Genomic DNA, 12,459 nt, shown 5'->3' with positions numbered 1-12,459 from the left:
GGTGCCGTCCACACTGTTCTGCTCGGCGACGCGTCCGCGTCGAGGAGGCCCTCGGCCTTGGAGCCGAGTCCGGTCAGGCGGGCCGGTGCAGTGCCGGTGCGGCCCGGCGAGATTGTCGACACCGGAGTGGTCAGGAACCGGCGCCGGTGTAGCGGCGTACCGGGCCGTGGCAGCCGAAATCGCCGCGAACGCTGCGCCGGTGGTCTCGCGCGCACCGCGAGTCCGCCCGGCGCGCGGTGGGTTGTCGCTCAGGCGGGTCACTCCTCGTACTCGTCGCCCCGGCCGGCCCCGAGAGGCGTCTCGCCCCGTGCGTAGCCCCGTACCCGTCCGCCGTACTGCACCGCGGGTCCTCCCGGCCCAGCACGCACCGGTACCACCCGGCCTCGTCCCGCTCCGGTTCCGCGACTTCGCAGCCCGCCTCCACAGCCGCAATCCTTGCCGCCGTGGAGGCCATGCTGTGGCAGGCGGCGGCGGATCGCACCACGGCGATGTGCGGCGAAGCCCTGTGGTGGCGCTGTCGCCGGGAGCTGATGGGCGACTTCGCCGTTCCGGCCCCGGGCGTCCGCACATCAACTCATGCGCGACGGACGCCTGGTGCCCCCACGCCGGCATCCGGCCCCCGCCTGCACGAGAACGGCCCGCTGGTGAACGACGCCCGCGTGCCCTGAGCCGGCTGCGGCTCCGGGTCGCGGCTCGGCGCTGGACTCTCCCACGGGGGGAGGGTCCACCATGACGGCATGCAGGACGGACTTCTCACCATCGGGCGCTTCGCCCGGCTGTGCCGCCTCAGCGTGAAGCAGCTGCGGCACTACGACGACCTGGGGCTGCTGCCTCCCCGCCACGTGGACGCCGGCTCCGGCTACCGCTACTACGCGCCGGAGCAGGCGCGCGACGCACTGACGATCGCCCTGCTGCGCGAAATGGATCTCCCGCTGGCCGTCATCACCCGGGCCCTGGCTGCCGAACCTGAGGGCAGGGCGCGAATCCTGGGCGGTGAGCGGGACCGGCTGGCCGAGCGGATCCGCGCGGACAGGGCCCGGCTGGAGGTGCTGGAGCGGCTGGCGCGGGACGGCTGGCCCCGCTACGAGGTGACGCTGGGCAGGGAGCCGGAGCGACACCTGGCGGTGGTGCGCGCGGTGTGCACCCCGGCGCAGATCGGCACCACCGTGCAGGAGAGCATGGGCCGGTTGCTGGCCGGGCTCGGCGAGAGGGGAATCGCGGGGCGGTCACCGCTGTGGGGGCTGTACCCGCTCGACCTGGAGGAGCGGATGGAGATCGGCGTCGGAGCAGAGATCCCGCGGGGGGTCGGCGTGCCCGGCCTGGGATGCGAGGCGCTGCCCGGCGGAGCCGTCGCCGAGACCCTGCACATCGGGCCCTACGCCCAACTGCCTCTCGCCTACCACGCACTCTTCGCCGTCGTCCACGAGCGCGGCCTGCGCCCGCTGGCACCCGTGCGCGAGGCGTACCTCGTCGGGCCGGCGCAGGCGCCGCCAGGAGAGCTGACGACCCGCCTGATCGTCCCCGTCGAGGAGAGCACGGCATGACCACGGTCACGGACATCGACACGCGCGGCATGCGGCACTGCGAGACGACGGCCCTGGGGGTGCTGCTCAGGCACCAGGGACTCGACCTGTCGGAACCCATGCTGTTCGGTCTCGGCTCCGGCCTGTCCTTCCTCTACTGGGACGGCAGGACCATGGGCTTCCCCTTTCTCGGGGGACGGGTCAAGCCCTTCGACCTGACCAGGAACCTGGCCGGCAGGCTCGGACTGGAACTGCTGGTCCAGGAGACCACCTCCCCGCGCAAGGCATGGGGACACGTGACAGCCGCCCTCGACGCCGGCCGCCCGTTGGGACTCCAGCTGGACAGCTACCACCTGGACTACTTCGACTCGAAGGTCCACTTCGGCGGCCACATCGTCGCCGTGTACGGCTACGACGACGACAGGGCCTACCTGGTGGACACCGGCCAGCAGGGCGGGGCGGTCTCCGTCAGCCTGGCCGGCCTCGCCCGGGCCAGGGAGGCGCGGGGCCCGATGACCGCCAGGAACCGCTCCTTCACCCTGACCGTGCCACGGGGGTTTTCCGCCCCGTACGGACAGATCGTCCCCGCCATCACCGCGTGCGCCGACGCGTTCCTGAATCCGCCCATCGCCAGCCTCGGCCACCGCGGCATCGAGAAGGCCGGCCGGCTGGTGCGCACCTGGCTCCAGCGCACCGACGACCCACAGCGGGACCTGCCCCAAGCCGCCCTGCTGATGGAGAAGGCCGGCACCGGAGGCGCCCTGTTCCGCAACCTCTACCGCGACTTCCTCGCCGAGTGCACAGAGCTGCTGAACAGTCGCCACCTGCGCACCGGCTACACGCTGTACATCGAGGCGGCCGCCCTGTGGACGCACACGGCGGCACTGATCGCGAAGGCCGGTGAGACGGGCGACGCCCAGTGCCTCGACCAGGCCGGCTCGGTCCTCGGCGATCTCTCCCGGATCGAACGCGACGCCATGCGTGCGCTGAGCCGTCTGGAGAGTGAGCCCCCCGCGTGAGCCGGCCCTGACGCACCGGCCCGCTCGCCGCCACGGGGGCCCGGGCAGGAGCCCCGAACGGCCAACGGGGCGGGGGTGGCCAGGTGGCGCAGGGTGATCGGGACGTCGTTCTTCAGCGGCGGCCGCTCGGCCGGTGGCAGGGGACTCGATCGGACCGCGCAGGCCGATGCGGACTCGGGGTGGTCAGTCCTTCACCGGCCACTGCAGCGGCTCGCTCGTGAAACCCTGGCTCAGTTCCACGGCGGCTGCTTTCTGCCCCTCCGGGATGAGGAAGACCTGACAGATCTTCTCCGACTGCCCCGCCTTCAGCGGCTTGTCCCGGTCGAAGGCCGGGCAGTCGGGCCACTTGGCCTGACCCATCAGGACGATGAGCGCCCTGGTCCGCTGGTCCTTGTCCGTGCGGACGATCAGGTCGTCGTCCATGTCGCCGACGGCCATCGGCTTGCCGCTCTTGTGCGCGAGGGTGGCCCACACGTACACCGGGATCTTGGGGTCGTCGTTCTTGTCCCGCTGCAGACCGGATTTCTCCATGTCGGCCTTGGTTCCGGTCGTCACCTTCGTGGGAGTGACCGTGAACGAGGCCCCCTTGGAGCTCTGCATGGTGCTTTCCTGCGGAGGGCTCGCCTCACCCAGGCGGTAGGTGGACTTGTCCTCCTTCGCGTCCGCCGACGTTGAGGCCGTACCGGCCTGTCCCTTTGCGGAGCCGCTGTCGCTGCAGCCGCTCAACGCCACGGTCAACGTGAGGCCGCACAGGGCAGCGTGTACCGCACGAGACATTCTGCGCATACGTGGTTCCCTTTCCCCGTCTGTGTCCGGCGGCGAGGGAGTCCCGCTCGTCGGACATGCATCGGGTCCGATCTTGGCAGAGCAGAGCCGACTGCTCAAAAACGGGGGGTGTGAGCAGGGCGGTGGCGGCAGGGCCACGGGCCGGGGGCTGCGCCAGGCAGGGGCCTGGTTCGTGGCTTCTTCGGCCACGGGCCGGGGTCCGCGTGCCGGATCGAGGCTGCTCTGCCTGGATGCCTGATCGGTGTCCATGACGTCCTGGCCTGCGAGGAGTTGCCGGTCAGTCGGGGCCGTGCAGCCTGCAGACACGGTACCGCTTCGTCAGGGGCGTCGTGCTCCGGAGGTACCGGTCGTTCCGCGCGTACACCCGGGCCGAGCCGACCATCGAGTGCCACAGGTACTGGTCGGTCGGAGGCGACGGATTCGAGTCGCGTTGGCGCGAGGACCTTCACAAGCGCACCCGGGAAACCCAGGCCACTTCGACAGGAGCAGCGGCCGGCCCTCCGAAGCCCTTCGACGGGCCGTCAGGAGGCCGACAGGCGTCCCGATGAACGTCACCCGGCGGCAGAACCCCAATCTCACACAGCCCCACGGAACCGGACGGCGTCGGCCTGCGCGGCGCCGCTCGCCGGGCCGGTGCTCTACGCCGTGGACGCCGGCTGCGCGGGGGGTGTGCCGGTCGTCCGGAGCAGGAGCAGGGCGATGTCGTCGGTGTGCCGGCCCTGGGGCCAGCTGTGGTGCACCAGGTTGTCGATCAGCCGGCCGAGATCGGACACATCGGTGTGGGCGAGGTGGTCGGCGAGGTCGGCGGTGGTGTCACCGCTTTCCTGTCCGGGGACTTCCACGAGTCCGTCGGTGTAGAGGGCGAGCAGGGTGTTCACGGGCAGCGGCACGGTGGTGGAGGGATACAGGGCGTCGGCGTGGATGCCGAGCAGGGGGCCGGGGTCGACGGCGACGGGGGCGGTACGGCCGTCGGGGCGGCGCATGAGTGGCGGAGCGTGCCCGGCGCTGGCCAGAGTGAGCTGATGGCCGGTGAGGTCGAGATGGGCGTAGAGGCAGGAGACGAGGAGGTCGGGTTCCACATCGGTCAGGACCCGGTTGGTGCGGGCCAGGACCTGGTCGGGAGCGGCTCCGGCGGTGGCATGCGCGTGGACGGCCGTGCGGACCTGCCCCATGAGCGCCGCCGCGGCGGCGCTGTGTCCCTGCACATCCCCGATGACGGCCGCGGCGGTGTGGTGGTCCAGCCGGATGACGTCGTAGAAGTCGCCGCCGATGTCCATGCCGTGGCTGGCGGGAAGGTAGCGGGCGGCCACGTCCAAGCCGTCGATGCGGGACAGCCTCCGGGGCAGGAGCGCCTGCTGCAGGTCGTGGGCGAGCTGGTGTTTGGCGTCGTAGAGGCGGGCACGGTCCAGGGCCTGGGCGATCAGTCCGGCCAGGGAGGTCAGGACGGCGCATTCGTCGGCGGTGAAGATGTGGGGCCGGTCGTAGGAGAGGATGCAGCAGCCCACGGGCCGCCCCGAGACGACCAGTGGCAGGAACGCCCACGCCTGTTTGCCGCTGATCTTCGGTGCCTGCGGGTAGCTGCGGGCCATCACGGCCGGATCGGCGAAGAAGGAGGGCACGCCGCTGGCGATGACCTGTCCGGCGGGGGTGATACCGGTGTCCAGCGGCAGGCCGTCGAGGTATTCGATGACCTCGGGCTCGTACCCCCTGTAGCCGGTGATCTTCAGTCGGCCCGCGTCGGCGACGGAGAGCACCAGGCCCTGGGCGTCGAAGGCGGGCAGGATCTCGGCGGCCACCAGGTCGACGACATCGCGTACGCCCACCGCCTCGGTGAGGATCGCCGACAGGTGCATCAACTGGTACAGGCGGCTCAGCCCGACCGGTGCACTGGCCGTGGGGGGCCTGATGGCCGCCAGGGTCGGTGGCCGGTCGGCGAGCGCGGTCTCGATGACGCGCACGCTGATTCCGTCGTGACCGGGGAAGAGGTAGAAGTCCAGCCAGGTACCCGGCGGGCGCAGGGCGTGGAAGAACACAGGCTCGTGACTGAGGAGTGCGGTCTGGTACTTGTCCCCGTACACCGGGTCGTCCAGCCAGGGCAGGGCCTGCCAGGGCAGCCGGCCCAGCAGCGAGCCGGCGTCGCGGTCCAGCAGGCGGGTGGCTCCCGAGGTCACGAAGACGATCCTGCCCTCGGTATCGAGGGCGAGGCTGCCTCCGGGCAGGCGTTCGGCGAAGCCGAGCGCGGCCTGCGGGGCACGGACGTGCAGGCCGTGGACGTGCGCCACGCGCGGCTGCTCGGGGATGACCGGCGGCTCACCGGCGGCCCTGAGCAGGCCGCTCATGCGGTGGGCTGCGTGCTCGATGCGGGCGCGTTCCCGGTGGCCTGCGCGCGGAGAGCGGCCGGCGGGCCACAGCAGCAACAGGGCACCCCGGCAGGCGCCCGGTCCGGTGACGGGTGCGGCAGCCATGCAGAACCGGTAGGGCAGCGCGGCCGCCGCGCGCGGATAGCAACGGGCCAGTTCTTCCAGGCCGCCGACCCACACCAGGCGGTCCTCGCGTACGGCGTCGGCCACCGGATCCCGGGCGGCCAGCGCGATGCGCGTCCAGGGCTCGGCGTACTCGGGAGGCAGGCCTCCGGTCACCACCAGGCACAGCGCTGTCTGCTGGACGTCCAGCAGGTAGACGCCGCCGCCCGCGGCCCCGGTGCGGCGCACGGCCGTCACCAGCGCTTCGTCCAAGGCCTGATCCGGCGACCTCGCGGCGGCTCGTTCACCGTTGCGGGACATCGTCCGGCCCCGGCCGGGGTGCGAAGGTGTGCCCGCGGGCGCAGCGGGCACGGGCAACCCCGCCGCTGGTGCACGGCGCCCCGCCGGCCTGCGGCCTGCCGGCCGGCACCGCCGGACGCACCAGATGCTCCTCGGAAGGGCGGATGCGGGTGGCGGCCGCGCACTGGGCGGCCTCCTCCGGCGCCCTTACGTCACCGGCGACCATGCCGGTCTGGTCGCGCTCAACCTGCGTCGGGGGCACCGAACGGCCGCGGACCGGGGTGCGCCGGGCGGCCCGCGCCTTGCTCCACCACCGCCGGGCCCGCCAGAGCGCCTGCCCGTTCGGGGCCCGCCAGACCGCCTGCCCGTTCGGGGCCCGCCAGACCGCCTGCCTGTGCCGAGCCGGCCGGGCCGCCTGCCGGTGGTGCCCTGTGTGGCGGTACCGGCGGCCGGCACCGACGGAATCCGCAAGAGCTGTCCCGCACCAGGTGCGGCGTGCGTCACCCATACCAGGACACTACGCCCGCGCAGCGACGACAGCGCCCCCAGCAGCCTCGGTGGAGAAGCACTCCCAGCGGCGTCGGCGCGGAAAGGAAGCGGGGAGACGGTTCGGCGCCGCGATCGGGGTGGGTGGACATGACGGCCGGCACATCGCCGGGGCTCGCCCCGCAGCCCGGACATCGAATGCGACGGCGAACGGCCCGGACAGGCCGCCGTACACGAGGCCGCCGTGCGCGAGACCCGGCTCCACCGTCCCGACGGCCCACGGCGGCGAACACCGGTTGTCACACCCGAGACCGGGCTCACCGGGTTCACCAGGCTCATCTGCCTGTCTTCCGGGGGGCCGGCCGGCGGCGTGGCGCCGCGTCTTGCCACTCCAGGAGCAGCGCACCGGGATTCCCACGTTTGCATGAGCGCTGACGGTGCAGACGAGGAGCTAACACGGTCTTTATACAGCGAGACGGAGACACATCATGGGCATCATCGCGTGGATCATCATCGGCCTGCTCGCCGGCGCCATCGCCAAGGCCCTCATGCCGGGCAAGGACCCCGGCGGCATCATCATCACCATGCTCATCGGCATCGCCGGCGGCCTGCTCGGCGGCTGGCTCGGGAAGGTGATCTTCGGCGTCGACTCCGTCGACGGGTTCTTCGAACTCTCCACCTGGATCGCCGCGATCGTCGGCTCCCTCATCCTGCTCGCTCTGTACCGCCTCATCACCGGCAACCGCCACTCACACCGACACGCGTGACCCACTGACGCGCGCATACGGTCGAACGTCGCTGAATGGCTCCCCCCGATCCTGCGAGGGGAGCCATCGCCGTGTCGGAGCCGACCGGGCCGCGGGGCGTCCGCCGAGGAACACCGGACCGCAGGACGTCCGGGGAGGAACACCGCTGTACGACCGGCCGACGGACGCGGGCGCGGCCGCCCCTTCCCGAACACGGACCCTTGACACTTCGAACTCGCGGCGATCGCCATCGTTGCGACACCCATGTTGTTCCGTGAACCCAGGATGGTGAGCCGTCCGCATCTCGCCCGGCTGCAGGAGTCGGCTCACTGCCCGTCGGTGGAAAGCTCAGCGTATGGGCAAGACTGCACTGATCGTCATCGACATGATCAACACCTACGACCACAAAGACGCCGACCAGCTGATCCCCTCGGCAGAACCGGTCGTAGCGGTATTGACCGAACTACTGCGGCGCGCACGCGATCGCGGGGTACCGGTCATCTACGTCAACGACAACTTCGGAGAGTGGCGCTCACACCACGGTGAGCTGCTGGAGCGGGCTCTGGCCACTCCCCACGCCGATCTCGTCGAGCCTGTGAAACCCGACGCGGACTCGCTCTTCGTACTCAAGGCCCGGCACTCCATCTTCTTCGAGACACCGCTGCACTACCTGTTGCAGCAACAGGGTGTCGACCGTCTGGTGCTCACGGGGCAGGTGACCGAACAGTGCGTGCTGTACTCAGCCCTCGATGCTCACATCCGGCACTTCGACGTCGTCGTTCCGCATGACGCCACCGCCCACATCCACCATGACCTCGCTCAGGCGGCGCTGCGCATGATGGAACGCAACATGGGGGCACGCGTGTGCGAAAGCCGGGAACTCTGGGCTTGAAGCCGGGGTGCCAGGACCGATGGCGTGGTCCTCACCACCCCGCACGTCACCCCGGTCGCGGTCCGGATACGACGCCGGCACTGCGGGAACTGCGCCCGCCGATCACCGTCAACTGGTTGTCCGCCGCGGCCCGCGGGGTCCGCCACGGAGTGCCCCTACCCCTGCACTCCGGGGCGGAGGGGGCCAAGGACACTGGCCGTCCCGGGCCGCGCGGCGGCGGCACGTTCTCCGGTTTCACGCCGCGTGCCGCTGCGTCCAGGGCGGCATCCTCCGCGTGCCCGAGCTGCGCGGGTGTCACCGCCTGGTGCTCGCCGAGGCTCCGGTCCGGCCCCGCATCCGACTCAGCCGAGCCGGGCGCAGGCTCGGCGGCCGTAGCGCTCGCTCGCCCCCCGTCCCATGGCGCCCTCGCGCAGCGCCGTCTCCGTGACCTGCAGGACGCGTGGGGCGGTCGTCAGTTCTGGGTCAGCCGACCGATCTCCTGCGGGTCCAGCCCGGTGAGCTGGACGATACGGGGAGCGGGGATGCCGGCTTGCAACGCCCGGTGAACCAGGGCCTCCCACCCGTCGGTCGCGTCCCGGAAGTCCGAGAGTTGCCGTTCCATGTCGGTGATGGACGCAGGCGCGCACGCTTGCCGTACGTGCACCGCCTCCTCCTCGCTCAGGGGGACGGGCAGCCGCTCCGCGTCCTCAGGGATGAACATCTCCGCGTCGGCCGGAAGGATTCTGACCTGCTCCGAGGAGGCCTGCACATCATGGGCGGAGAGCCAGCCGTGAACGGCCGGAGTCTCTGCGCACTCCAGGGGACCGACCGCGGCCATCGCCGCCCCCAGCAGCGGATGGCGGTCGGGAAGGAGAAACAGGTACGCGTCGTCGGCCATCGGGCGGTGGTGCCTTCCTGATCGTAGCGGCGGGGGCACTGATGCTATCGCTCACGCTCGGCACCGGCCGCCTTGGCACGGCACCGGGTCTCCACGACCTGAGAAGAGTGGCGAGAGGCGTAGCAGCGCACCCATCGCCTTGCGTCTTCGGGCAGCTCTGTGACCGACGGCCGCGGAGCAGTCGGCGACGGGCCGAGGGTCGGGCAGTGGCCGGCGCCGGTGATCGGTCAGCGGACTCGTCATCGCTTTCGCCGCGTTGCTTTTGCCGCGCTGCTTTTGCCGCATCGCTTCGCCGAAGTAGCGGGCGAAGAGGATCCGGTCGCCGCCGACATGGGGCAGCCCCCGCCGGGCACGTTGGTTCTCGGGCTCTACTGCGGCCCGCAACGATCCGTCCTCATGGTCGAAGGGAAGACACGACGTGTTCGTCGACAGTGAATCGGCAGCCCCGGAGGTTGTCACCACGTCTGACGCGACAGCACGCAAGCAACGGCTGCGCCGCCGTCTGGAGCGGCTGATCGGTGTGGCTGCCACCGAAGGCAACGATCTTCTGCCCCTGCGCAACGGCGACGAGATCTTCCCCGCCATGCTCAGGGCGATCCAGTCGGCCCAGTACACGATCGACATGATGACGTTCGTGTACTGGCGTGGCCAGATCGCCCGGGACTTCGCCGTCGCCCTCGCTGATCGCGCCCGGGCGGGAGTACGCGTCCGTCTCCTGCTGGACGGCTTCGGCGCGAAGGAGATAGAGCAGCGGTTGCTGGATCTCATGGACGAGGCCGGTGTGGAGGTGGCCTGGTTCCGCAAGCCCGCCTGGCTGTCACCGTTCAAGCAGAACCACCGTTGCCACCGCAAGGCTCTCATCGTCGATGAGCAGACCGCCTTCACCGGTGGCGTCGGAATCGCGGAGGAATGGTGTGGTGACGCCCGCAACCCGGCGGAGTGGCGCGACACCCACGTCCAGGTGCGCGGACCAGCCGTGGACGGTATCGCGGCCGCGTTCGCGCAGAACTGGGCCGAGTGCCACGACCAGCTCTACGACGATCGCGACCGGTTCGTCGAGCACGCGCAGGCCGGCTCGTCGGTGGTCCAAGTCGTACGCGGCTCGGCCAGCATCGGATGGCAGGACATGCAGACGCTCATCCGCGTCATGCTCACCTCCGCCGAGGAACGCTTCCGCCTCGCCACCGCCTACTTCGCTCCCGACACCTATTTCATCGATCTGCTGTGCCGGACCGCCCGTCGAGGGGTGCGTGTGGAGATCCTGCTTCCCGGCCCGCACACCGACCAGCGCGCCTGCCAGCTCGCCGGCCAGCACTACTACACACGGCTGTTGAAAGCGGGCGTGCATGTCCGCCAGTACCAGCCGACCATGATGCACGCCAAGATCATCACCGTGGACTCGGTCGCCGCCCTGATAGGTTCCACCAATTTCAACCGCCGGTCCATGGACCATGACGAGGAGGTCATGCTCGCGGTCCTGGACGAGGCCTTCACCGCCGAACTCGACCGGGACTACGACGCCGACCTCCAGCGCAGCGTCGACATCGACCTCACCCGATGGAGACGGCGGACCATGCTCCAGCGCGCGAAGGAGGCCGCCGTCACTCCGATCCGGCATTTCCTGTGACGCGACATCTGCCGGGCCAGCCGCGGACGCCTGACGGACACGCCCCTCGATCGGGCTCTCCGCGAAGGGTGTCCGTCCTGCGGCCGACGCACGCTCGTGACCGGCCGGCCCGACGTGATCTTCAAGAACCGGACGGCATGCCGCGCACCTCGATCAACGATCGCGCCACCTGACCGTCCACGGCAGCGAAGACCGCCGACGCACGCATCGCGTCCTGAAGGGACGCTCCACCGCCACCCCGGCCCGCGAGCACGGGTGTCGGCCGCGGCGTCCTTCGCATGGCCGTCGCCGATCTCAGGCCGGACCGCCCCGCGATCGAGCAGCAGGACGTCCCTGCTCCGGTGCTACCGGTCACCTCGACAGGCCGGGCCGGGTCGCCGACGTCCCGCCGACGTCCCCCGCACCACCGACCTGACACCCGTCGAGCGAGTCACGCTCGATCAGGGGGCCGTGCGGCGCGGCCAAGGCCATACCTGCGTGTCGGCACCGCCCGGCTATCCACCGCCTGCTCCTGACTCGCTGTCAGCCCCTGGAAGCCGGCCCGGCCTCCCCCGGACCCCCCTCCCCGGCAATCCCGGCCCGGCGCACAGCTCGTCGCGCGTACGAGAAACGGGCGCAGCACGCTCATGCCGCCCGGCCGTGTTCCACCTCGCCGACAACTGCCGTACCGATGTCCTCCGAGCGCAGGGTGGGTCATCGTTCGATGTGCTCGCGGATGGCGAGGACTCCGAGGGCGAGGGGGTGGGTTCGGGTTCCAGGAGGCGGGAGACCATCTCGATGTAGGTGCCGGAAGTGGTACTAGCCACCGACAGCCAGGAAGTCGCTCAGGCGGCGGTCCAGGGCGGGGGAAGCCGCAGGGGGCAACGCGTGATGGGAGACGTCGGGGACCACGACCGTCTGCACGTCGCGCAGTACCTCCTCCGCCCTGGCCGCCACCGCGCGGGCGTCGTGCGTCCCGCTCCGTGCGGCCACGGCCAGCAGGACCGGCACGTCGAGTGCCCGCAGCGCCTGTGCGTCCGGGCGCGGCCCGGTCACCGGCCTCAGCGCCGGGAAGCCCGCCGCCGCCTCCTGCAGGCGCACCGCGTCGGGGTCGAGCCCCGCTCCCCCGGTCTCCCACTCCAGAAACGCCCGCACCCGGCGCGGGGTGGGCCGCAGCAGCATCGGCAGGGCGCGCAGCAGGTACGCCGCCCGGTACCCGCCGAAGCACTGGGTCGGGTCGAGCAGGAACAGCCGGCGGACGCGCGCGGGGGCGTGCAGGGCGTAGCGCAGGGCGATCCACCCGCCGTACGAATGACCGCCGAGGTCGACGCGGCTGTTCCCACCTGTGCCGTCACCGCCGGAAACGCGCATCCCGCCGGAACCACGCGGCCCGCCGAGCCCCTCGCGTCTGTCGTGTTCGTCCAGACCGTCCAGGAGTGCGTCGAGCCAGGCGTTCAAGTCGGCGGCCGTACGGGGATGACGGCCGGCGGCCGGTTCGCTGCGCCCCGGCGCGCCGATCAGGTCGGCGGCGTACACCCGGTGCGTGCTCGCCAGCCGGGCCGCCTGCGCGTACCAGGACGCCGAGGTCGCTCCCCCGCCGCCGGGCAGGAGCAGGAGCGGCGGGGCGTCGCGGGGACCGCAGGCATGGACGTACGTCGTGCCGAACGGGGTGGGGATCCGCAGGACTTTCCGGTCGCCCGGCCAGCGGGCCATGACCTCGTCGTACGCCGCGTGGAAGGCGTCGCCGTCGTACCCAGCCATG

At 71.3% G+C, this 12,459-nt stretch carries 11 protein-coding genes; 6 read left to right on the top strand and 5 right to left on the bottom strand.

What is annotated here, in order from left to right:
- Nucleotides 1-443: 443 nt before the first annotated feature.
- The 3 genes from ACZ7N4_RS32575 (at nucleotide 444) to ACZ7N4_RS32565 (ending at nucleotide 2,542) form a co-directional block, all read left to right on the top strand.
- Complete coding sequence (locus ACZ7N4_RS32575; protein WP_471365691.1) at nucleotides 444-668, top strand: hypothetical protein; 225 nt, start codon at nucleotides 444-446, stop codon at nucleotides 666-668.
- Nucleotides 669-737: 69 nt separating this feature from the next.
- Nucleotides 738-1,544 carry a MerR family transcriptional regulator gene (locus ACZ7N4_RS32570; protein WP_471365687.1) on the top strand — a complete coding sequence of 269 codons (807 nt, stop codon included), beginning with the start codon at nucleotides 738-740 and terminating at the stop codon, nucleotides 1,542-1,544.
- Entirely contained in the window at nucleotides 1,541-2,542 is a 1,002-nt protein-coding gene (locus ACZ7N4_RS32565) for a BtrH N-terminal domain-containing protein (RefSeq protein WP_471365683.1), read from the top strand. The genes ACZ7N4_RS32570 and ACZ7N4_RS32565 overlap by 4 nt, the downstream gene beginning before the upstream one ends.
- Before the next feature lie 183 nt (nucleotides 2,543-2,725).
- Here the strand turns inward: ACZ7N4_RS32565 and ACZ7N4_RS32560 are convergent, their stop codons facing one another.
- From ACZ7N4_RS32560 to ACZ7N4_RS32550, 3 genes are all read right to left on the bottom strand, one after another.
- A complete protein-coding gene (locus tag ACZ7N4_RS32560; RefSeq protein ID WP_471365680.1) occupies nucleotides 2,726-3,142 on the bottom strand; it encodes a hypothetical protein in 417 nt (138 codons plus the stop codon).
- Between the two features lie 824 nt (nucleotides 3,143-3,966).
- Complete coding sequence (locus ACZ7N4_RS32555) at nucleotides 3,967-6,111, bottom strand: SpoIIE family protein phosphatase (RefSeq protein WP_471365677.1); 2,145 nt, start codon at nucleotides 6,109-6,111, stop codon at nucleotides 3,967-3,969.
- Nucleotides 6,095-6,598, bottom strand: coding sequence for a hypothetical protein (locus tag ACZ7N4_RS32550; protein ID WP_471365674.1), 504 nt, complete (start codon nucleotides 6,596-6,598; stop codon nucleotides 6,095-6,097). Before ACZ7N4_RS32550 ends, ACZ7N4_RS32555 begins: the two co-directional genes overlap by 17 nt.
- A 466-nt stretch (nucleotides 6,599-7,064) precedes the next feature.
- Between ACZ7N4_RS32550 and ACZ7N4_RS32545 the strand changes: the two genes are divergently transcribed.
- Together ACZ7N4_RS32545 and ACZ7N4_RS32540 are read left to right on the top strand one after the other, a co-directional pair.
- Nucleotides 7,065-7,343 (top strand): GlsB/YeaQ/YmgE family stress response membrane protein, encoded by a 279-nt coding sequence (locus tag ACZ7N4_RS32545; RefSeq protein ID WP_467931034.1) that lies wholly within the window; start codon nucleotides 7,065-7,067, stop codon nucleotides 7,341-7,343.
- A 334-nt stretch (nucleotides 7,344-7,677) separates the two neighbouring features.
- Nucleotides 7,678-8,214, top strand: a complete 537-nt coding sequence (locus ACZ7N4_RS32540; protein ID WP_471365671.1) for a cysteine hydrolase family protein — start codon at nucleotides 7,678-7,680, stop codon at nucleotides 8,212-8,214.
- A gap of 451 nt (nucleotides 8,215-8,665) precedes the next feature.
- Here the strand turns inward: ACZ7N4_RS32540 and ACZ7N4_RS32535 are convergent, their stop codons facing one another.
- Nucleotides 8,666-9,091, bottom strand: a complete 426-nt coding sequence (locus tag ACZ7N4_RS32535) for a DUF6003 family protein (RefSeq protein ID WP_471365668.1) — start codon at nucleotides 9,089-9,091, stop codon at nucleotides 8,666-8,668.
- Nucleotides 9,092-9,509: 418 nt separating this feature from the next.
- On the opposite strand from ACZ7N4_RS32535, the gene ACZ7N4_RS32530 reads away from it, so the two are divergent.
- Entirely contained in the window at nucleotides 9,510-10,718 is a 1,209-nt protein-coding gene (locus ACZ7N4_RS32530; RefSeq protein ID WP_471365664.1) for a phospholipase D-like domain-containing protein, read from the top strand.
- 798 nt (nucleotides 10,719-11,516) lie between these two features.
- Here ACZ7N4_RS32530 and ACZ7N4_RS32525 read toward each other — a convergent pair.
- Nucleotides 11,517-12,458, bottom strand: a complete 942-nt coding sequence (locus ACZ7N4_RS32525) for an alpha/beta fold hydrolase (protein WP_471365661.1) — start codon at nucleotides 12,456-12,458, stop codon at nucleotides 11,517-11,519.
- Nucleotide 12,459 lies beyond the last annotated feature (1 nt).

This window comes from Streptomyces sp. NPDC107654, from assembly GCF_055639035.1.
The sequence above is the reverse complement of the archived record's forward strand: the minus strand, read 5'-3'. Positions and strand labels throughout refer to the sequence as shown.

What these genes read in the sequence shown, in the direction of transcription:
- ACZ7N4_RS32570 (WP_471365687.1), top strand. Translation starts at nt 738, where the DNA reads ATGCAGGACGGACTTCTCACCATCGGGCGCTTCGCCCGGCTGTGCCGC.
- ACZ7N4_RS32565 (WP_471365683.1), top strand. Translation starts at nt 1,541, where the DNA reads ATGACCACGGTCACGGACATCGACACGCGCGGCATGCGGCACTGCGAG.
- ACZ7N4_RS32560 (WP_471365680.1), bottom strand. Translation starts at nt 3,142, where the DNA reads ATGCAGAGCTCCAAGGGGGCCTCGTTCACGGTCACTCCCACGAAGGTG.
- ACZ7N4_RS32555 (WP_471365677.1), bottom strand. Translation starts at nt 6,111, where the DNA reads ATGTCCCGCAACGGTGAACGAGCCGCCGCGAGGTCGCCGGATCAGGCC.
- ACZ7N4_RS32550 (WP_471365674.1), bottom strand. Translation starts at nt 6,598, where the DNA reads ATGGGTGACGCACGCCGCACCTGGTGCGGGACAGCTCTTGCGGATTCC.
- ACZ7N4_RS32545 (WP_467931034.1), top strand. Translation starts at nt 7,065, where the DNA reads ATGGGCATCATCGCGTGGATCATCATCGGCCTGCTCGCCGGCGCCATC.
- ACZ7N4_RS32540 (WP_471365671.1), top strand. Translation starts at nt 7,678, where the DNA reads ATGGGCAAGACTGCACTGATCGTCATCGACATGATCAACACCTACGAC.
- ACZ7N4_RS32535 (WP_471365668.1), bottom strand. Translation starts at nt 9,091, where the DNA reads ATGGCCGACGACGCGTACCTGTTTCTCCTTCCCGACCGCCATCCGCTG.
- ACZ7N4_RS32525 (WP_471365661.1), bottom strand. Translation starts at nt 12,458, where the DNA reads ATGGCTGGGTACGACGGCGACGCCTTCCACGCGGCGTACGACGAGGTC.